The sequence below is a fragment of the Vagococcus allomyrinae genome (assembly GCF_017829975.1).
GTDB classification, from domain to species: domain Bacteria; phylum Bacillota; class Bacilli; order Lactobacillales; family Vagococcaceae; genus Vagococcus_D; species Vagococcus_D allomyrinae.
The window spans coordinates 68301-89094 of record NZ_JAEEGA010000004.1 but is presented as its reverse complement, the minus strand read 5'-3'; the positions used below and the strand labels follow the sequence as shown (position 1 = coordinate 89094).

Here is a 20794-nt window from a genome sequence, read left to right as displayed (position 1 = left end):
GGAGTGGATATCGTGAATGGAACGATTATCATTGTTGATGATGAACCTCTTACGAGAGTAGACCTGAGAGATATGTTGGAGTTGGCTAATTATCATGTGGTTGGGGAAGCGGCAGATGGTTTTGAAGCAATTGAAATGTGCAAAAAACACCGACCAGATTTAGTGATTATGGATGTGCAAATGCCACTTTTAGATGGGCTAAATGCTGGGAAAAAAATTATGAGTGAAAAACTAGCGAAATCTATTTTGATGCTGACGGCATATAGTGATGAAGTGAATCGGAAAAAAGCCATGGAGTTCGGCGCAGTTGGTTACTTGGTTAAGCCATTGGATGAAAAGTCTTTTATTCCAATGGTCGAGATGTCGATTGCTAAAGGGATTGAAGTGAGCAAATTGGAAAGAGATGTTGACAGTTTAGCTGAGAAGTTAGAAAATCGTAAATTGATCGAAAAAGCTAAGGGGATTTTAATGTCGACCCATGCTATTAATGAAGAAACTGCTTATCAGCAAATCCGCAAACTTAGTATGGATAAACGGTGTCCAATGATTGATGTAGCAGAAATGATTGTGATTGCCAATGGTTGAAGATGATATTCGCCGATTGTGTCAAAAGTATTCAGAGCTGGATGTCAGTGATATTGATGAAATTATTAAAGAAGCTAATAATATTGAAAAAAGTATTCGGTATCAAAATGAAGATGTTTTTATTGATATTTTATCTGATGTGACAGACGAAGCGATCGTGGTCTATCATCGTCGTCCTAAATTAAAAGAATCGATTTATCAGGAAACCGTTGTTGGGAAAGTAGCAAAACGCTTAAACGAACCAGGCGTTTATCGAACCTTTGAAACGTCTCTTAATACGGAAGGTCTCTTAGCAAAGACGCAAGAGAACAAACTGATTCGTCAGAAAGTCTTTCCCATTCGCAATAATCAGCGAAATATTGGGGTCTTGATAATAGAAGCACCGGTCAATGAAACCATCGGTGAACAATTTTATTTTTCCAATCAAGAGGATGGGTCACAACGTCCTGTAACGCAACCGATTGCCTTTTATAAAAATTTGATTAACAAGTTAGATGAAGCTATTTTAATATTCGATAAAGAGGGGCATTTAATTATCAACAATGAAGTGGCTGAATCGTATTATTATCATTTTGGTTATATGGAAAAAATCAATGGGTTCCACTACGATAATTTATCACTTGACACGTCAACCTTTGAGCAATTATTGTATTTGAGAAATGCTGGAAAGTGGGAGGAAGTTGCTGAAAAAGAGATTTTTTTTGGCGAAACCCACTTTAAAATGAGTCGTTTTTTTGATGATGACACCGAAATGTTTAGCATGATTCTCCACGACAAAACAGAAATCTACAATAAGGAAGTAGAAATTATCACTAAATCGGTGGCCATTAAAGAGATTCATCATCGAGTGAAAAACAATCTTCAAAGTATTGTTTCTTTGCTAAGAATTCAAAGCCGGCGCAGTGAAAGCGAAGAGGTGAAAAAATTACTTCGAGAAAGTGAGACGAGAATTCTGGCCATTTCTACTGCCCATGAGCTGTTGTCTAAACAGATTGCAGATGACATTTCACTCGTATCTGTCTTGGATTTGACGATTAATAATGTTCACCGTTCTTTTCTAGGAAGTAAGCAAATTGCTTTAGAAAAATACATTGATGAGACTATTTTTTTAGACAGCGACAAGACTGTAAGTTTGGCATTGATCGTTAATGAGTTGTTACAAAATAGTTTTGAGCATGGCTTTACTAAAGAAGATCCGCAAAATTTAATTCAAATTGAAGTCACGAAAATTGATGATGACACTATTTCAGTTGTCATTCAAGATAATGGTGTAGGTTATCATGCAAAAAAAAGCAATCGAAGTAGTCTGGGATTAAAAATTGTTTCCAGTTACGTCAAGGAAAAATTGAGAGGTAAATTGCATATTAAGTCCAATCATTTTGGAACCACCACTCGCTTTTATTTTAAGCAGTGATAATTAAATAACCACAAACAACGTTGTTTGTACAATGAGCAAAGACGCTTAAAAGAAATCTGTTATCACTAGCAGATGCATTTTAAGTGTCTTTTTATTTGAATCAAGATTAGGGAGAGGAGGTTACTAAATGTCTGAAGAAACTGTTTTGAGTGTGGGAATCGATTTGGGAACATCAACGACACAGATGATTATATCGAAACTCTATATTCAAAATATGGCATCAGCATTTACGATTCCAAGAATTACCATTACGGACAAACAGGTGGTGTTTAAAAGTGAGATTATCTTCACCCCGATTCTTGCCAATAATTTAATTGACGTTGAAGCAATCAAATTATTTGTCGGCCAACAGTATCAGCAAGCAGGTATCGATAAAGAAGAAATTCAAATTGGAGCGGTCATCATCACAGGTGAAACAGCCAGAAAAGAAAATTCCAGCAATGTCTTACAAGCCTTGAGCGGCTTCGCGGGAGATTTTGTTGTGGCAACAGCTGGACCAGATTTGGAAAGTATTATTGCTGGTAGAGGAGCAGGTGCTCAAAGGTATTCAAAGGAGCATCATACATCGGTTGTCAATTTGGATATTGGGGGTGGGACGACAAATTTGGCATTGTTTTACGACGATGAAGTCTTTGATACAGGTTGTTTAGACATTGGGGGGCGTTTAATTCGGGTGGATCCACAGACCCAGAAGATCACTTATATAGCTCCTAAAATAGCTGAAATCATTAAAGACGAATCCCTTTCAATAACGGTCGGGCAGCTGGCGACAGTGGCGCAATTGATGCCGATTGTTACGTTTATGGTCACATTACTTGAAAATAGTGTGGGAATCGGAGTTGAAAGTCCCTATTATCGTCAGATTATCACCAACAAAGGGATTGAATCCAAGCGAGACATTAAGGCGATTTCTTTTTCAGGTGGTGTGGCAGATTGTCTTGTCGAAAAATTGCCTAATGATCCTTTCAGGTATGGTGATATTGGCTTATTGTTAGGAACGGCTATCGCTCACTCTCGTCTCGTAAAGGAAATACCGGTTATTAAATCTTTGGAAACAATTAGAGCAACGGTTGTAGGGGCAGGTTCACATACCGCAGAAATTAGTGGCAGTACCATCACTTATCGTGAAGAAGTATTGCCAATTAAAAATTTGCCGGTTTTAAAATTAACCCCTCAAGATGAGAAAGGTGATCGTCAAGAATTGGCAGTAGCTATTTTAAAAAAATTGCAGTGGTACCAGCTTGAAAATGATTTTCAAGGGGTCGCACTTGCCATTGAAGGGGAGAAAAATCCGACATTTCAACGGGTTCTTGATTATGCTGGTGGGATTGTTGAAGGGTTAGCCGCTATGATTAATCATAATGAACCACTGGTCATCAGTGTTCAGCAGGATATGGCTAAATCACTTGGCCAATGTTTACATAGCTTATTGCCAACAGGCTATCCCTTTGTTTGTATTGACAGTGTCAGAATGGAGAATGGTGATTATATTGATATTGGCAAACCAGTTGCAGGTGGCAGTGTTTTGCCAGTGGTCGTTAAGACCTTAATATTTAACTAAACAGAACGACTAAATTTCAAATGAATGATGGATAGAAGGAGGAATATTGACGATGATTTTAAAGACAAAACTCTTTGGTACGATGTATGAATTTAAGTCAGTAAAGGAAGTATTAGCCAAAGCGAACGAAGTGAAATCTGGCGACACATTGGCTGGCGTTGCTGCGCGCTCTGCAGAAGAGAGGGTAGCTGCTAAAGTGGTGTTAGCCCAGCTTCAGCTTCAGGATTTATTTAATAATCCGATGGTTCCCTACGAAACTGACGAGGTAACACGGATTATTATTGATGATGTTAATAAGCGAGCTTATGACAAGATTAAACGCTGGACCGTTGAAGAATTACGAGAGTATATTCTTGATTTTAAAACAACTGATTATGATATTAAACAGATTGGTCGAGGACTAACGGCTGAAATGGTCGCCGCTGTGACTAAGTTAATGTCTAATATGGACTTAATTTACGCGGCTCAAAAGATCATCGTGATAAAAACTGCCAATACGACAATTGGTGAAGTTGGTCGTTTATCTTGCCGCTTACAACCTAACCACACAACAGATAACATTGATGGCATTATGGCTTCTGTGATGGAGGGTTTATCTTTTGGGATTGGCGATGCCGTTATTGGGTTAAATCCAGTGGATGATTCGACGGAAAGTGTGATGCGTATTCTGAATAAATTTGATGAATTTAAATCGGAGTGGGACATTCCAACTCAAACCTGTGTGTTAGCCCACGTAAAAACCCAAATTGAGGCAATGAAAAAAGGCACCCCAACGGGTTTGGTGTTTCAGTCGATTGCCGGTTCAGAAAAAGGAAACACGGCATTTGGATTTACTGGAAATGATATAGCGGAAGCGAAAGCTTTGGCTTTAGAAACAGGCGCTGTAGTCGGGCCAAATGTGATGTATTTTGAGACGGGTCAAGGATCAGAATTATCGTCAGATGCACATTTTGATACGGATCAAGTGACCATGGAAGCTCGCTGTTATGGCTTTGCTAAACGCTATGACCCTTTTATGGTTAACACGGTAGTTGGGTTTATTGGACCTGAATATCTCTATGATTCAAAACAAGTTATCCGAGCTGGCTTAGAAGATCATTTCATGGGCAAGTTGTCCGGAATTTCGATGGGTGTCGACGTCTGCTATACCAATCACATGAAAGCTGATCAAAATGATGCTGAGAATTTGGCGTCGCTATTAGCTTTAGCTAATGTTAACTTTGTTATGGGCATCCCCCATGCTGATGATATTATGTTGAACTATCAAACGACTGGGTATCATGAAACGGCTACCTTAAGACACATGTTAAACAAACGTCCGACGAGTGAGTTTGAAAAGTGGTTGGAAAAAATGGGAATTATGGAAAACGGCCGTCTGACTGAAATTGCTGGTGATGCATCAATTTTCTTAAAATAGTAAAGGAGGTATAACGTTAAAATGGTAGATGAAAAAAGCTTGAAAGCAATCATAGAGACCGTCTTAGCAGAAATGACTGGTCATGAAAAAAGTTCAAATGAAGCTGTTGCCACAAAAGAACAGGAGGTTATCTCTGCTGAGGCTGTCAGTTGTCAAATTGAAGATGGGTACATCCCTGATATTACTGAGGTTGATATTAAAAAGCAATTTTTAGTGCCAAATGCGCATGATGAAGAAGGGTATTTGCGAATGAAATCTTATACGCCAGCAAGACTTGGTTTATGGCGAGCTGGTCCCCGCTATAAAACTCAGTCCATGCTTCGGTTTAGAGCAGATCATGCAGCGGCTCAAGATGCGGTCTTTTCGGATGTCTCGGATGACTTAATTGAGGAAATGGGATTTGTTGCAGTTCAAACTAAATGTCAGGATAAAGATGAGTATGTCACTCGTCCAGATTTAGGTCGCCAATTTGATGAAGAGACTCGTAAATTAATCAAAGAAAACACAACTCATGGGGCGAAAGTTCAGATTGTTGTGGGGGATGGCTTAAGCTCTGCTGCAATTGAAGCAAATATTAGAGATGTACTACCAGCGATTAAACAAGGGTTAAAGATGTTTAATTTGGAGTTTGATCACACAATATTCGTGAAATATTCCCGTGTTGGGGCAATGGATGAAATTGGCGAGCTAACAGAAGCTGACTGTGTTTGCATGTTGATTGGAGAACGTCCTGGATTAGTGACGGCTGAATCGATGAGTGCTTACTTGGCTTATAAACCAACTAGTGGCATGCCGGAAGCTAATCGAACGGTAATTTCCAATATTCAGAAAGGTGGAACACCAGCTGTTGAAGCGGGAGCCTACATTGCAGAAGTGATTAAAAATATTGTGGATAAGAAAAAATCTGGTATTGCTTTAAAAGAATCTGAGTAAGCTAGTTGTCAAGCATGGTGAACTAGTGTTAAAAGATTTTTTAAGCAGTCTTCTATGGTTAGCTGACGATCCTTTATTTAGCTCTAAAACCATCAATGAGAATGATGGTAGTAATTAACACTAGTTGACTCTTCGATTTCAGCAAATTTTTAACGCTAAAGTGTTGAGAGTTGAAGGTTGGAACAGCAGAAATTAAGGAGGAAATGTAAATGATAAATGATTCATTAGGGGCAACGGTCCTGAGTGCCAAGATTATTGCTAATGTGGATGCCGGTATGGCTAAAGCCTTAAATCTTGATCCTCAAAAACATCGAAGTATCGGCTTGGTCACGTCAGATTGTGATGATGTCACGTATGTAGCGTTGGATGAAGCGACTAAAAAGGCAGCAGTTGATGTGGTTTATGCGCGCAGTATGTATGCTGGAGCTGACAATGCCAATACGAAATTAGCAGGGGAAGTAATTGGCATAATTGCTGGACCAACACCAGCAGAGGTAAAAAGTGGTTTAGATGTTGTGGTCTATGAAATTGAAAATAGCCCTGGATTTGTAAGTGCAAATGAGGACAACAGTGTTCCATACTATGCTCATTTAATCTCGCGAACAGGGACTCACCTGTCAAAGGAAGCAGGCATTGCAGAAGGGGAGGCGCTGGCCTATTTGATTGCCCCACCGTTAGAAGCAATGTATGGCTTGGATGCCGCAGTTAAAGCAGCAGATGTGAGTGTCGCGGCCTTTTACGGCCCTCCTTCTGAAACAAACTTTGGCGGTGGGTTGCTAACGGGGAGTCAGTCGGCTTGTAAGGCCGCCTGTGACGCCTTTGCTCAAGCTGTTGCAATGGTAGCTGCTAATCCAAAAATGTATTAAAATGACCTCGTAAAGAAAGGGGGCCACAAGAGTGGAAATTCAAGCATTGGGATTAATTGAGGTAAAGGGTTTTTTAGGTGCGATTGCCGCTTCAGATGCAGCCTTAAAAACAGCAGATGTCAAATTGATCAATGCCGAAAAAATTCGTGGAGGGTTAACAACCATTCAATTTTCTGGGGATGTTGCAGCTGTTAAGGTTGCTGTGGAAGCTGGTAGTGCCGCAGCTCGTGAGTTAAATTGTCTTCTTTCAAGCCATGTCATTCCTCGTTTGTCAACTGAGGCATCGCAAATGGTTGTAGACAGTATTCATCAGAAAAAGACGATGGCTGAGGGTCTTAAACCAACAGAACTTAAAGAAGTGGTTTCTGATGATAAACTTAATGAAGCAGTAACGGCAAAAGAAGATCAGTTGAAGAAACCAATCGAAAAGAAACCATCGACGAAAAAGGCAGATTCATCAAAGAAAAAAACATAAAGGAGGGCTAATAACTTGGTGACATTGGCAGATAAAGATTTACTTTCAATTCAGGAAGTTAGAGATCTTTTAGCAGAAGCGGAGCTTGCGCAAAAACAATTGGCAACATTTTCTCAAGAACAAATTGATGCTATTTGCAAAGCTATGTCTGATGCTGCTTATGAGCAGCGGATTAAACTAGCTAAAATGGCTCGTGATGAAACAGGGTTTGGGATTTGGCAGGATAAAGTGGTAAAAAATTCCTTTGCTGCACAGGCCGTATGGGAAACCATTAAAGGGATGAAAACAGTGGGAGTAATTTCTGAGGACCCTATGAACAAAATTTTTGATGTGGCAGTACCAGTGGGAATTGTGGCTGGACTTATTCCTTCGACAAATCCAACTTCAACAGTTATATACAAAGTGTTGATTGCAATTAAGGCAGGAAATAGTATCGTTATTTCGCCTCATCCGAATGCCCTACAGTGTATTGTGGAAACTGTTAAGGTATTAAAAGAAGCCGCTATTGCGGCAGGATGCCCAGCTGGGGCAATTAGTGTCATGCAGACACCCACTATTCAGGGCACAGGTGAGTTAATGAAACACCGTTCAACGAATCTGATTTTAGCAACTGGTGGTACCGCTATGGTTAAGGCGGCTTATTCTTCAGGAACTCCCGCCATTGGTGTTGGACCAGGAAATGGACCAGCTTTTATTGAACGGACGGCAAATATTCCCCTAGCGGTTAAGCACATCATGGATTCCAAAACTTTTGATAATGGCACTATTTGTGCATCGGAGCAATCAGTAATTGTCGAAGAAGTTAGCAAAGAAAAAGTGATGCGAGAATTCAAGAAGAGTGGCGCCTACTTTTTATCTAAAGAAGAAGCCATTATTTTGGAAAAGTTCATCATGCGCGCGAATGGTTCGATGAATCCACAAATTGTCGGCAAATCCGTTCAAGCTATCGCTGAACTGACAGGTTTGAAAATTCCCAAAGGGATTCGTGTCTTAATTGCTGAGGAAGAACGGGTGGGGGCTAAAATACCTTATTCACGCGAAAAGTTAGCGCCAATTTTGGCCCTTTATACCACAAAAGATTGGGAAGAGGCATGTCACTTGAGCATTGATATTTTAAATCATGAAGGTGCAGGTCACACAATGATCATTCACACTGAAGATCAACATGTGGTTAAAGAATTTGGGTTAAAAAAACCGGTCTCTCGCTTGTTAGTTAATACGGGCGGTGCACTAGGTGGCATTGGCGCTTCAACGAATTTAATGCCTGCTTTAACCTTAGGCTGTGGGGCTGTTGGTGGTAGTTCAACGTCAGACAATATTGGACCAGAAAACCTATTTAATATTCGTCGAGTGGCTTATGGTGTCAGAGAATTAGAAGATTTAAGGGGAGTAGATAGTCATTTGGTGGAGTCTACGGACTCTAATCCAAGTCAAGAGCCAAGTGACGACTTAGTCTCACAAATTGTAGAAGCGGTCTTAGCAAAAATGTCGTAAGGGTTTAATAGCAATAAAACATAAATACAAACACTATTAGGAGGAACAATATTATGAACGCAAATGCATTAGGAATGATTGAAACTAAAGGGTTAGTAGCAGCAATTGAGGCAGCAGATGCTATGGTTAAGGCTGCTAATGTTACATTAATCGGTAAGGAACAAGTCGGTGGCGGTTTAGTAACCGTGATGGTACGGGGAGATGTCGGTGCCGTTAAAGCCGCAACAGATGCTGGTGCGGCTGCCGCAGAACGGGTAGGAGATTTATTATCTGTTCACGTTATTCCGCGTCCTCACTCAGAAGTTGACGAAATTTTACCAAAAATGACAGACAAATAAATTTGGACGTCATATGGTGTAAGGGTATCATCTGTGGTACCCTTACACTACTAAAAAAGCGGGTGAAGATGTGGCAGTGATAACTGAAGGTGATCTTCGTCACTGGTTAAGAACGTGGACAATCCAACCATACACGAATGTAATACCATCGGCAAGGCGTTTTTTGAGTGATTAAGGCATCAAGCTAAAAATCAAGTCAATTCCCAGAATTGAGGAACTTCCGGTGACTTATATAACGACTGAGAGTAATCAACAAACATGTCAGCATTAGTATTGGCTCTAGCGGGATTAGACTTGCGAGCGCAAGAAATGACGCCACACCCCAGCTTTTTTACACTGATCGGCTTGGCGATTATTCGTGACTGGATATTAGACAAGCCTGTCAATCAATTGTTATATGGTTGATTATTTAACAGGATGTATATAGTTACTTAAGACAGCTGATTGACTAAACTAACTTAAGCAAACAGTCGAATGTTTATGATTGGACTCCTGGACAAATCGAGCAGCAATGGAAATGTTCAAGTGAGTCAAGATGTTTTTCAAGGAGGTAACGTGATGAATGAAGCGACATTAGATCGAATCGTACGAGAAGTTGTCTCACGCATTCAACCTAAGCAGGACTTTGAAGTAGAGGCCAGTGGGCGTCATGTTCATTTAGATCGCCAAACGATTAACGAGTTGTTTGGTGAAGGCTATCAATTAACGAAAGCAAAAGATTTGTCGCAACCGGGACAATTTGCTTGTAAAGAACGGATTACCTTAGTTGGTCCCAAAGGAACCCTTCATAATGTGATTATTTTAGGGCCAGAGCGACGGCAATCACAAGTGGAAATATCAGGAACAGATGCACTTGCATTAGGAATAAAAGTTCCTGTTAGAGAAAGTGGGGATATTGCTGGAACGCCTGGTATACTTCTTTTAAACAATAACCGGACAGTTCACCTTCATGAAGGATTGATTGTGGCCAAACGACATGTTCATATGACTGTCGAAGATGCTTCCGCCGCTAAGGTAGTTCAAGGAGAAATTGTTCAAGTGAGAATTGACGGAGGCAGGGCGCTCATCTTTGATGAGGTGGTAATTCGCGTCAGTCCTAAGTTTGCCACTTACATGCACATCGATTATGATGAAGCTAATGCCTGTGGGTTTGCCAAAGGAACTAGAGGCTCAATCATCAAAAAGGTGCAAGACGATGCCTGATTTTGAACAATTGGTTGCGTTTGTCACTGAAAAAGTTATGGAGAAATTAGCATATGAGAAAGAGCAGCGGCCACTGTGTGTTTTAGGAGCAACGACAAAAACATTAGTTAAGCGCTTAACAGATGAAGGCTATCAACTAGTGAACCACCCTAGCAGTGATTCGAGTCTGTGCATCGCAGAACTATCATTGGGTCGTTTAGGAAGAATTGCCGCGATGACACCGAAGGATGCTGAAGAGGAGCTGATACTAGCCCATCTATTGACTAAAAAAGAGGTTCTGGTTAATACTTCAGGAAGAACATACGCATCTGCTTTGGGTGACTGTCCTTATAACATGAAAAAGAAAATTAGTCATTTGGAAGAAGAATGGCAACGTTTTGGTGCAATTTTTATGACAAATCCTGTTATTAAAAAGGAGAATAGACTGTTAAGTGTTCATCATCTCCAAGAAGCACTCAAGGATGGCCAGCGAACAATTACTGTGTCGAAAGAGACCATCATCACCCCGTTGGCCAAAGATTTAATTAGAGAATACCAGCTTATACTTATTAAAGAATGAAATGAGGCGTCAATATGTTAATTGGAAAAGTATCAGGAAGTCTGTGGGCGACACGTAAAAATGAAAAACTTAATGGCTTGAAATTTCTCCTTGTAGACATTGAGGAAAAAAATCAATATCGTCAAACGCTTGTGGCTGCAGATAATGCGGGAGCTGGGTTTGGTGATCTGGTCTTAGTGACAACGGGCAGTTCTGCCAGAATCGCTCTTGATGGTGCTGATATACCTGTTGACGCTACTATTGTTGGTATTATTGATTCTGTTGAACAGACGAAGTAGACTTGTAGAAGTGGTAGTTATCATTAAAAGGAGGTTCATCACATTATGGGTATCAACGAAATTATCATGTACATCATTGTATTTTTCATGATTGTTGGGGGAATTGATTATTGTTTAGGTAATAAATTTGGTTTAGGGAAACAATTTGAAGAAGGTATCATGGCTATGGGGTCTTTGGCACTTTCGATGGTAGGGATTATTACGCTAGCACCTGTTTTAGCTGGCATTTTGAAACCGGTAGTCGTGCCAGTTTATGCTGCCTTAGGAGCTGATCCGGCGATGTTTGCTACTACGATTTTAGCGAATGATATGGGAGGCTTTCAACTGGCAGTCGAAATGGCGCAAACCCCAGAAGCGGGTCTTTTTGCAGGCACAATCTTAGGGGCCATGATGGGGCCGACGATCGTCTTTACAATTCCTGTTGCTCTAGGAATTATTGAAAAGAAAGACCACCAATTTTTAGCTACAGGTGTTTTATCAGGGATGATCACCATTCCAATCGGAGCCTTTGTTGGCGGTTTAGTAGCGGGATTTGATGTGATGATGATTCTTAAAAACTTAGTACCAATTGTAATTGTTGCAGGGCTTATCATGTTAGGACTTTGGTTTATTCCTGACGGTATGATCAAAGGTTTTACGATTTTTGGTAAGGGTGTCGTGATTGTTGCTATTTTCGGTTTAGTTGTTGGCGCGATTGAACAGTTGGTAGGCATTACGATAATCAAGGGGACAGCTCCAGTAACGGATGGGATTGAAACCGTTGGTGGGATTGCTTTAACATTAGCAGGTGCTTTCGTTCTAGTTGAAGTCATTACGCGAGTCTTTAAAAAACCATTAATGGGACTTGGAAAAGTATTGAACATGAATGAAACGGCCGCTGCGGGACTCATTGCGACAATGGCCAACAGTATTCCGATGTTTCAAATGATGAAAGATATGGATGATCGCGGAAAAATTATCAATGTGGCGTTTGCAGTTTCAGCTGCTTTTGTTCTAGGGGATCATCTAGGTTTTACTGCTGGAGTTGCCCGCGAAATGATTTTTCCGATGATAGTGGGCAAACTAGCAGGAGGGTTTACAGCTATTTTGGTTGCCATGTTTATGTCTAATCGCTTGACAAAAAAAGCTGAGGCGGTGACGAACTAATGGCTGACAATCAACAGGAATTAATTGAGAAAATAGTGAGAAGTGTGTTACTTGAGAAATTTTCTTCCTTATCAGATTATACTAAAACAGTCGACCCGAGTGGCATCTTATCGGTGAAGCTGCCAACACTTGAAGTTACTGAAGAAGATCGCTTGGATACCGGAAAAGCCGGAGATGTTGTCTATTGCAAAGACTTAGTTACTTTAGCTGAAAGTCCTCGGCTGGGATGTGGGTTAATGGTTATGAAGGATACCACCTTTGATTGGACTTTAGAGTATGATGAAGTGGATTACATAATAGAAGGGACTTTAAGTGTCTTAATTAATGGTCGTCAGATATCTGCTGGACCAGGCGAAGTCTTATTTATTCCTAAAAGTAGTAGGATTCAATTTTCGGTTGAAGGTGATGCGCGTTTTCTATATGTGACTTACCCAGCAGATTGGGCATCCCAATAGCGGAACAAATAGGAGGGGTTTTATGGTTGATATAACTAGGGCTAATCACTTACTGGCTGATTTTCATCAACTTGCAAACACAAAAACGAGTCGAAGTTTTGACAAAACATTCCCTTTAAAAATTGGGATTGATTTAGGAACATCATCAATTGTATTGGCAGTCCTTGATCATCAAGATCGACCTGTTTACGGAAGCTTTGAATTTGCTGAAGTCATTCGTGATGGGCTTGTGGTTAATTATGTGGAAGCTGTGCAGATCGTTTCTCGCTTAGTGAGTGAGGCTGAACAAGTACTTGGGGTGGCCATTGAAAAGGCTGCAACAGCAATACCTCCTGGAACGGTTGGTAATGACAAGAAGATCGTCTCCAATGTTTTGGAATCAGCTGGGATCGAGGTAACGACAGTTATTGATGAGCCTGAAGCAGCCGCTTGTCTATTGGACATGCATCACGGTGGCGTGATTGATGTAGGTGGCGGGACGACAGGAATTAGCATCATCGAAAACGATCAAGTCGTATTGACCATCGATGAACCGACTGGGGGAACCCATATGAGTTTGGTTTTAGCAGGCCATTACCGAATCAGTTTTCAAGAAGCGGAACTGCTAAAACGAGACCATAAGCAAGAACGTGATAATTTTATCATTGTTAAGCCGGTGATTGATAAAATGGCTGAAATCACCAAAACGATTTTGGCTCAACATCCGATTTCTCCACTTTATGTTGTTGGTGGGGCCAGCTATTTTGAAGAGTTTGCCTCGGCATTTTCTGCGTATATTGGGGTTCCAGTTATTCGACCAGATTATCCTCAATTTGTGACCCCTTTAGGAATTGCTAAAGCGAGTATTTTAGACTGATTGGTTTGTTACGATAGACTTTCTGCCACGTTTAATGGTTAGCATGTGAAAAAGCTGTTAGAATAACAGTGTGATAATTAACAGGGATATCAGGAAAAGGTTGCCATTTTCTTGATATCCCTATTTTATTTAGTTAAATAATAACTGTCGTCAAGAAGTGAGCAGATTTCTTCGCTGGAAATAGTTCCGTCTAAGACGATCGAAACCCAATGTTCTTTGTTCATGTGATAAGCAGGGTAATAGCCCTCCTTATTTCTTAATATATCGATTAATTCAGGATTAAGTTTGACGCAAATCAGTTCGATCTGTAACTCTGAGTCCAGTCCTAGTTTATTTTTCGCCACACTCATAATAACTCCATACCACTTTCTATTTCGTTTATGCCTAAAAACAATTGTACTAGGAGAGGAGCTAAATGGAGATTCAGGTAGGGTGCTATATTTCTTTTCAGCATAGCCGAGGATACGTTCTTTTATCATGACAAAGACCTTCCTTTCATAACTGGTAAACTCATTATAGCAAATAAATTCTTTTTTAATGCGGTGAATAGGTAAATTTTGAGAATTACGTCTACTATAATCATTATGAATTCAGTTATTCTCTCTGATTAGCAGCAAATAAACAAAAGAATGGAAGTACGAGGATTTTAGCTATATAATATAAATAGTTTAAACTTGTCCAGCTCCTCTTAGATAATCTAGTGGAACTGGCGTTAGGAAGGTAATTAGCGTCTACAGTAAACTGTCAAAAGAAGTGTGAGAATCATGATGATCTTTAATCACTGGCAAGTGTCAATCGGTAATTTATGTCGTAGATAAGGAGAAGACTAGCTAGTGAACAGGTAAAAATCAGCAGGAGGATGTGAAAAAAATGAAAGTAAACGAATACTTAACAGTTGTGGCCATGGAAGAATGCGCAGAGATCCAGCAAGTATTGTCCAAAGCCTTAAGATTTGGATTTGATGATTGTCATCCAAAGACACCAAATCAAAGTAATGAAGAAGAGATCTTGACGGAATATTATCAGCTGACGGCGATGATTGAAGAGATGCAAAAGCATTCGCTTATTCAGGAATTTTCTCCAGAAAAAATAGCGGAAATAAAAGTGAGTAAAATAGAAAAGGTGTACCACTACATGACTTACTCTAAAGAAAAAGGATTGTTAGAAGACGGAGAATGAGGGGGCATTGTTGTAAACAAATAGCGACTCAAGGGAGTAAAGTCTAAAAAGGAGTTAACATGGTGAATATACTAAAAAGAATGGGGCTCAATTTAAGTCAATCAGCTCCTTTTGTTTTGAGCAATACGATTATTCTTGTGCCATATCTATTGTTTATCAGCTTAAGTGATGGCCAAAGTTGGCTGAATATTTTACCTTTTGTGTTTTTTTATACCTTTCGTATGACTGGTATTTTTTTATTTCGCGGGCTGAGCCTTGGAGCAGATAGTTATAAATTATTGGTGACATCACTTATCTTTGGTGGTGCGGGTTCTTTTTTCGGAGCATTAGGTAGCGTTTATTTTCCTTTGTATATTCTCTCAGGTATCTTATTGGGATTGAGTGCAGCCTGGTTACAACCTGCGAACCTGACCGTAAATTTTCATGAAAAACAGCAAGGGTTTGTTCCCATGACCTTGGCGAACTATCTGGCTGGAGTGGTCCTCTTGTCGTTTCTTTTTGGAAGCATGATTTTTCTGAAAGAGGTACAAATGACACTGGTGTTTACACTTTATGTGTTCTTTTATGCTATGGCTTTTATAGCTGTTAAGGGTTATCCAAACTATCAACTGAAAAAGGATGACCAAAGCCTAGTTTCACGAAAAGAGTTAATCGTATTTGTCGTGTTTTTTGTATTATTATTACTTCTTCGCGGTGGCCGTTTGTTATTTAGGGTAAATGATTTGGCTATTGCCATTGTAGTTTTTTCTTTCATTTTTATTTTAAGCATATTGTCACTAAATAAAATGTCTAAAAAGTGGCACTTACCAGTCTGGCTAAATTTACTTACATTCTTAACTGGCATGGTTGGAAATTTTTTGATTTTATTTGGTTCTTTGTACGTTGGCGTACTTGCTGGATTTGATCAGGTGACCACTCATCTTTACCTGCCCTATGTCTGTGGCGTTGTGATTGCCATGTTTGGCATAAAGTGGATATTAAGATTATTTTCAAAATGGCCTCCTCTCTTAGTGCTAATTGGTGGTTTAGCAGGAAGTCTTCTATTAGTGTTGATTCCTAATTTACCGATGGTTCCTTGGTTTATGATTAGTTTTTTCCGCAGCGGCCTTGGTTCATGGTTAAATACTTACTATTACGAAACTGAAGGAATTCCTATCGATCAGCGGTTGCTAGTGAAATTTACTACTCAAAATAAAGGTAGTTTGACACATCAATTTTTGCTGATGACTATGATTTGGGTGTTGGCAAAATTAAAGGGTCAACCAGGGAAACTGTTGCTTGAATTAACAGGGAAAAAAATGATATCGCCAGTTGAAGTGGCGATTTTAGATGTGACGAAATGGTTAAGTATTGGGGGATTATTAATTGGAATGGGAATTTGTTTATATTTATGGAAAAATCCCGACGGAAAAGTAGCTAAGCGGTCAAATTAATTTAAATTAGTCGAATTTTAAATCATTGAAAACAAGAATTAACAGAGTAATGAATAAAGATAATGTAAATAGTAAAGGGAGGTCCCTTTACTATTACGTTATCTTTATTTACTTTTTATATACGGCATAGTATAACCCGCCGACCATAATGGCGCCGCCAACAATGTTACCGAAATAAACTGGGATGAAATTAAAAATGAATTCTTTCCATGTGGCACCATTTTCAAAAATCGCTGCACTAATAATAAAGACATTGGCCACGCTATGTTGAAAACCGATGGCCACAAATGTTGTCACAGGAAACCAAATACCTAAATATTTGCCAACAGTGTCTTTAGTTCCGTAACAAAGCCAAACGGATAATCCAACAAACCAGTTACAGCCAATACCAGAAATAAACGCTTGGAGAGGGGTAGCCTTAATTTTAGCTGCCGCCATAGTTAAGGTCTCATGCAAATAAACACCTGTCGAAGTTAATCCGACAAGATGACCAAAAAAATACGCAACAAATAAAGAGCCAATAATATTGGCGAAGGTAATCACCACAAAATTTGAGAGAAGCTCTTTTGTTGAGACTTTTTTATCAAACCACGCGGTGGAGACCACAAACATATTGCCAGTAATCAATTCACCTCCACCGAGTAAAATGACAATCAGTCCAATTGGAAAAATCATGGCACCGATTAAACTAGCAAAACTGCCCCATTGATCTGCAATGGAAGAAATAACACGGATGTATGCTAAATAGCCTAGAGAAATCATGGCACCACCGATAAATCCCAGTATTAGTTTAGCTCTCAACGGTTTATGGACTTTAGCTTTGCCTTTTTTTATTGTGATGGCTAGTGTTTCTTCAAGTGAATACATAAAAATGCCTCCAGAAATTATTTTTGACCATAAAGAAGGAGGTCTGTTTAAACAGCCTCCTCCCTGAGTTTAGTGTCTAGCTAAACAATTTTTCAACTGCAGCTTTAACTTCTTCCTCATTTGTCAAATATGGAATGGTAATATGGTCAGTGCCCGCTCTCATTTCATTGTATTCAATTGAGGTTTCGATAGCATGTTCATTTCGCGCCCAGCTTCTACGAGCAACGCCTCCCATTGTGTCCCAAGCAATGGCTGATTTAATGATCTCGTCACATAGTTCACTGCCATCTAAGACCATACCAAATCCACCGTTGATTGACTTGCCAATACCGACACCTCCTCCATTGTGAAGGGCGATCAGACTCATTCCCCGGGCAGCATTACCAGCAAAACATTGCGTTGCCATATCCGCTGTTACATTACTGCCATCTTTAATATTAGAGGTTTCTCTAAATGGTGAGTCTGTCCCAGAAACGTCATGGTGATCGCGACCTAGCATGACTGGCCCAATCTTTCCTTGACGAATCAATTCATTAAATTTAAGGGCAATATTAATTCGTCCAAGAGCATCTTGATAAAGGATCCGCGCTTCAGTTCCAACGACAAGCTGGTTCTTTTCAGCATCTCTAATCCAATTATAATTATCACGATCTTGGTAACGTCGATTAGGATCAATCGCTTCCATGGCAGCTTTATCTGTCGCCATTAAATCTTCATGCTTGCCACTAAGACATACCCAACGAAATGGACCATAACCATAATCAAAGAGCATCGGCCCCATAATATCTTCAACATATGATGGCCAGATAAAGCCATCTTTGTCATCGACGCCATTTTTGGAAATTTCTTTAATGCCAGAATCATAGATAGCTTTCATAAAGGAATTACCATAATCAAAGAAATAGGTTCCTTTACGAGTAAGTGATTTTATGACCTCAAAATGACGCTTAAGTGTCTGATCAATCAGAGTTCTAAAGGTTTTTTGGTCGTCAGCTAAAAGCTGGGTTCTCTCTGCAAAAGTAATACCTACAGGACAGTAGCCACCTTCGTACACATTGTGGCAAGAGGTCTGATCTGATAATAAATCGATATGAATATTTTGTTGATCCATGTATTCTAACAACTCAACAATATTTCCATGGTAGGCGATGGAAGTGGCGGCTTTTTTATCCAAGTAAGTCTTGGCAATTGCAACGGCTTCCGCAGGTGTTTGTGCCAAATTACTGATCCAACCTTGTTCTAAACGGGTATCAATCCGTGACATATCGACTTCAGCAACGATGGTAACTGAATTTGCGATTTCACCAGCTTTCCCTTGGGCACCGCTCATACCACCTAACCCTGAAGTGACAAACAATTTACCCGCCAAGTCTCCTTCATCTGGAATCCCTAATTTTAAGCGGCCAGCATTAAGTAAGGTGTTAAAAGTACCATGAACAATTCCTTGGGGGCCGATATACATCCAACCGCCTGCGGTCATTTGACCATAGTTAGTAACGCCCATTTGTTCAGCGATTTCCCAATCATCGATATTATCATATTCGCCAACGAGCAAACCATTCGTGATAATCACTCGAGGCGCGTCTTTTTTTGATTGGAATAACCCTAAGGGATGTCCAGACTCTACAACCAGCGTTTGTTCATCAGTCATCTCCTCAAGGTACCGCTTAATCAAATGATATTGCATCCAATTGGAGCAAACCTGCCCAGTTTCACCGTAGGTTACTAGTTCATAGGGATAAAGAGCAACGTCAAAATCCAGATTATTATCAATCATCACTTGCATGGCTTTGGCCGCAACACATTTTCCTTTGTATTCGTCGATTGGACGCCCTTGTACACGATCTCTTGGGTACCAACGATAGCCATATATTCGACCACGGGTTTTTAACTCATGTAAGAACTCTGGAATCATTTGCTCGTGGTACTTTTCCGGAATATATCTTAAAGCGTTTTTTAAGGCTAATGTGGCCTGAGCTTGAGATAAACGAAATCCTCTATCTGGTGCTCGCCGAATTCCTTCTTGAAATTTAGGCATGTCAGGTAAGACATCTTCAAGTTTAATGGTCATGGCGTTGCCAATAACTAAGTTATCAATCATCTTAATTTCCTCCTTTAATTGTCAGTGATACTAAAGTTAAGCTGAAAGTTATGTGCTCATTGTAAGCCCTAGTTGTCAATAGAATGACTATTAATCTGTTGTGATTGGTTTTTACTGAGAAAGATCTCTCCAGAAGAAATTAGACGAAAATTAGACTGTCAAGCTTTATAATGAAGCTAATAAAAAAAGAAAAGGTGATAGTATGTTTGCAGATAAACTTTTAGTGAATTTTAGTCAGATATTCAGCCCAATTGATAGGGGAAGACCATTGAGAGGGAAAGAAATGTCAGAGGCTTTGATTATTGAAAATGGCTATATCGCCATCAAAGATGGGAAAATATTAAAGGTTGGGAGTGGCAGTCCTGAAGAGACATTACAGGGGCCGTTAACAGAGATTATTGACTATACGGGAAAATTGGCTTCACCAGGGTTAATCGATTGCCATACTCACTTAGTCTACGGGGGAAGTCGTGAAGGCGAGTTTGCCAAAAAACTAAATGGTGTCAGCTATTTAGATATTTTGAAAGAAGGAGGAGGGATTTTAAGCACGGTTAAAGCAACAAGATCTGCTAGCTTTGAAGGGCTTTATCAAAAATCAGCCCAGCTATTGGATAAAATGTTAATTCATGGGGTGACAACTGTTGAAGCTAAGAGCGGTTATGGACTAGATTGGCAAACTGAAGAGAGACAGTTACAAGTTGCCCAACAATTAAACAACGATCATCCGATTGAGTTGGTCTCAACATTTATGGCAGCCCATGCGATTCCTGAAGCATATAAAAGCAATCCTGATGCGTTTATTCAATTGATCATCGACGAGATGTTACCTAGGGTTAAGGCTGAAAATTTAGCTGAATTTTGTGACATATTTTGCGAAACAGGCGTGTTTACAGCGGCTCAGTCTCGGAAATTATTAACTGCGGCGCAAGAGTTGGGCTTTAAACTGCGAATTCATGCTGATGAGATTGATTCCATTGGCGGAGTCGATGTAGCAGCTGACTTGCAGGCACTAAGTGCGGAACATTTAATGGCGGCAACCGATGATGGCATTCGTAAGATGAGTGAGGCTCATGTAATCGGCAATATTTTACCCGGAACGACCTTTAGTTTGATGGCGGATACTTATGCACCAGTAAAGAAAATGTTGGAGGCGGGAATGGCAATTACCCTTTCAACAGATAGTAACCCAGGAAGCTGTCCAACCGCTAATATACAATTTATGATGCAGCTAGGTTGTTTTAAAATGAAACTGACGCCTATTCAAGTGTTTAACGCCGTCACAATCAACGCGGCTTATTCAGTGGCAAGAGGCGAGTCGATTGGCAGTTTTGATACAGGTAAACAAGCCGACATAGCTATTTTTGATGCACCAAATGTCGATTATCCAATGTATTTTTTTGCCACAAATTTGGTAATGGATGTCTATAAAAATGGGAATCAAATTGTCAAAAACTTTGTTCGCCTGCATTAGTACCTATAGAAAGTAACAAGTGAAGCTCCATTTACAAACTAAATGGAGCTTTTTTCAATAAATTATTGTCAACGCTTGTTTTTCGAAAGCGTTTTATCGTAAAATATGGGTATATACCTTTGAGAGTTAATGGATAATTGCAGTTGAATATCTCTAAAAT

Annotated in this window: 22 protein-coding genes; 19 read left to right on the top strand and 3 right to left on the bottom strand. The window is 39.9% G+C overall.

Annotated features, from left to right (window positions below; all coding sequences use genetic code 11):
* The first annotated feature begins 12 nt into the window (after positions 1–12).
* The 16 genes from I6N95_RS07450 (at position 13) to eutJ (ending at position 13583) form a co-directional block, all read left to right on the top strand.
* A complete protein-coding gene (locus I6N95_RS07450) occupies positions 13–585 on the top strand; it encodes an ANTAR domain-containing response regulator (RefSeq protein ID WP_209526285.1) in 573 nt (190 codons plus the stop codon).
* Positions 578–1999 (top strand): sensor histidine kinase, encoded by a 1422-nt coding sequence (locus tag I6N95_RS07445; RefSeq protein ID WP_209526283.1) that lies wholly within the window; start codon positions 578–580, stop codon positions 1997–1999. Before I6N95_RS07450 ends, I6N95_RS07445 begins: the two co-directional genes overlap by 8 nt.
* Positions 2000–2129: 130 nt before the next feature.
* Positions 2130–3563 carry an ethanolamine ammonia-lyase reactivating factor EutA gene (gene eutA, locus I6N95_RS07440; protein ID WP_209526281.1) on the top strand — a complete coding sequence of 478 codons (1434 nt, stop codon included), beginning with the start codon at positions 2130–2132 and terminating at the stop codon, positions 3561–3563.
* A 52-nt stretch (positions 3564–3615) separates the two neighbouring features.
* Positions 3616–4980, top strand: a complete 1365-nt coding sequence (locus tag I6N95_RS07435) for an ethanolamine ammonia-lyase subunit EutB (protein WP_209526279.1) — start codon at positions 3616–3618, stop codon at positions 4978–4980.
* Between the two features lie 21 nt (positions 4981–5001).
* A complete protein-coding gene (gene eutC / locus I6N95_RS07430) occupies positions 5002–5913 on the top strand; it encodes an ethanolamine ammonia-lyase subunit EutC (RefSeq protein ID WP_209526277.1) in 912 nt (303 codons plus the stop codon).
* A gap of 209 nt (positions 5914–6122) precedes the next feature.
* Positions 6123–6779, top strand: a complete 657-nt coding sequence (gene eutL, locus I6N95_RS07425) for an ethanolamine utilization microcompartment protein EutL (protein ID WP_209526273.1) — start codon at positions 6123–6125, stop codon at positions 6777–6779.
* Positions 6780–6810: 31 nt separating this feature from the next.
* Positions 6811–7254 (top strand): BMC domain-containing protein, encoded by a 444-nt coding sequence (locus I6N95_RS27385; protein ID WP_347340537.1) that lies wholly within the window; start codon positions 6811–6813, stop codon positions 7252–7254.
* An 18-nt stretch (positions 7255–7272) separates the two neighbouring features.
* Complete coding sequence (locus I6N95_RS07415; protein ID WP_209526692.1) at positions 7273–8748, top strand: acetaldehyde dehydrogenase (acetylating); 1476 nt, start codon at positions 7273–7275, stop codon at positions 8746–8748.
* Positions 8749–8801: 53 nt separating this feature from the next.
* On the top strand, positions 8802–9086 hold the full coding sequence (gene eutM, locus I6N95_RS07410; RefSeq protein ID WP_209526272.1) for an ethanolamine utilization microcompartment protein EutM: 285 nt from the start codon (positions 8802–8804) through the stop codon (positions 9084–9086).
* 258 nt (positions 9087–9344) lie between these two features.
* Positions 9345–9491, top strand: coding sequence for a hypothetical protein (locus I6N95_RS07405; protein WP_209526271.1), 147 nt, complete (start codon positions 9345–9347; stop codon positions 9489–9491).
* A 153-nt stretch (positions 9492–9644) separates the two neighbouring features.
* Entirely contained in the window at positions 9645–10289 is a 645-nt protein-coding gene (eutD, locus tag I6N95_RS07400; RefSeq protein WP_209526269.1) for an ethanolamine utilization phosphate acetyltransferase EutD, read from the top strand.
* Positions 10282–10848, top strand: coding sequence for a hypothetical protein (locus tag I6N95_RS07395; protein WP_209526267.1), 567 nt, complete (start codon positions 10282–10284; stop codon positions 10846–10848). The genes eutD and I6N95_RS07395 overlap by 8 nt, the downstream gene beginning before the upstream one ends.
* Before the next feature lie 14 nt (positions 10849–10862).
* Positions 10863–11126: a EutN/CcmL family microcompartment protein gene (locus I6N95_RS07390; protein WP_209526265.1), complete on the top strand. Its 264-nt coding sequence runs from the start codon at positions 10863–10865 to the stop codon at positions 11124–11126.
* Positions 11127–11171: 45 nt separating this feature from the next.
* A complete protein-coding gene (eutH, locus tag I6N95_RS07385; protein WP_209526263.1) occupies positions 11172–12272 on the top strand; it encodes an ethanolamine utilization protein EutH in 1101 nt (366 codons plus the stop codon).
* The gene (locus I6N95_RS07380; protein ID WP_209526260.1) at positions 12272–12727 is read left to right on the top strand and encodes an AraC family ligand binding domain-containing protein; all 456 of its coding nucleotides are present in this window, start codon (positions 12272–12274) and stop codon (positions 12725–12727) included. Before eutH ends, I6N95_RS07380 begins: the two co-directional genes overlap by 1 nt.
* A 22-nt stretch (positions 12728–12749) precedes the next feature.
* The gene (gene eutJ, locus I6N95_RS07375) at positions 12750–13583 is read left to right on the top strand and encodes an ethanolamine utilization protein EutJ (protein ID WP_209526258.1); all 834 of its coding nucleotides are present in this window, start codon (positions 12750–12752) and stop codon (positions 13581–13583) included.
* A 125-nt stretch (positions 13584–13708) separates the two neighbouring features.
* Here eutJ and I6N95_RS07370 read toward each other — a convergent pair whose 3' ends face one another.
* Positions 13709–14062 carry an MmcQ/YjbR family DNA-binding protein gene (locus I6N95_RS07370; protein WP_209526256.1) on the bottom strand — a complete coding sequence of 118 codons (354 nt, stop codon included), beginning with the start codon at positions 14060–14062 and terminating at the stop codon, positions 13709–13711.
* 391 nt (positions 14063–14453) lie between these two features.
* On the opposite strand from I6N95_RS07370, the gene I6N95_RS07365 reads away from it, so the two are divergent.
* Both I6N95_RS07365 and I6N95_RS07360 read left to right on the top strand, forming a co-directional pair.
* Positions 14454–14762, top strand: a complete 309-nt coding sequence (locus tag I6N95_RS07365; protein ID WP_209526254.1) for a nucleoside triphosphate pyrophosphohydrolase family protein — start codon at positions 14454–14456, stop codon at positions 14760–14762.
* 62 nt (positions 14763–14824) lie between these two features.
* Positions 14825–16195, top strand: a complete 1371-nt coding sequence (locus tag I6N95_RS07360) for a hypothetical protein (protein WP_209526252.1) — start codon at positions 14825–14827, stop codon at positions 16193–16195.
* Between the two features lie 108 nt (positions 16196–16303).
* On the opposite strand, the gene I6N95_RS07355 is transcribed toward I6N95_RS07360, so the two are convergent.
* Positions 16304–17062 carry a formate/nitrite transporter family protein gene (locus I6N95_RS07355; RefSeq protein ID WP_209526250.1) on the bottom strand — a complete coding sequence of 253 codons (759 nt, stop codon included), beginning with the start codon at positions 17060–17062 and terminating at the stop codon, positions 16304–16306.
* A 76-nt stretch (positions 17063–17138) separates the two neighbouring features.
* Positions 17139–19163, bottom strand: coding sequence for a urocanate hydratase (hutU, locus tag I6N95_RS07350; protein ID WP_209526248.1), 2025 nt, complete (start codon positions 19161–19163; stop codon positions 17139–17141).
* A 202-nt stretch (positions 19164–19365) separates the two neighbouring features.
* Here hutU and hutI point away from each other — a divergent pair, with 202 nt between their 5' ends.
* The gene (gene hutI / locus I6N95_RS07345) at positions 19366–20634 is read left to right on the top strand and encodes an imidazolonepropionase (RefSeq protein ID WP_209526246.1); all 1269 of its coding nucleotides are present in this window, start codon (positions 19366–19368) and stop codon (positions 20632–20634) included.
* Positions 20635–20794: the final 160 nt, after the last annotated feature.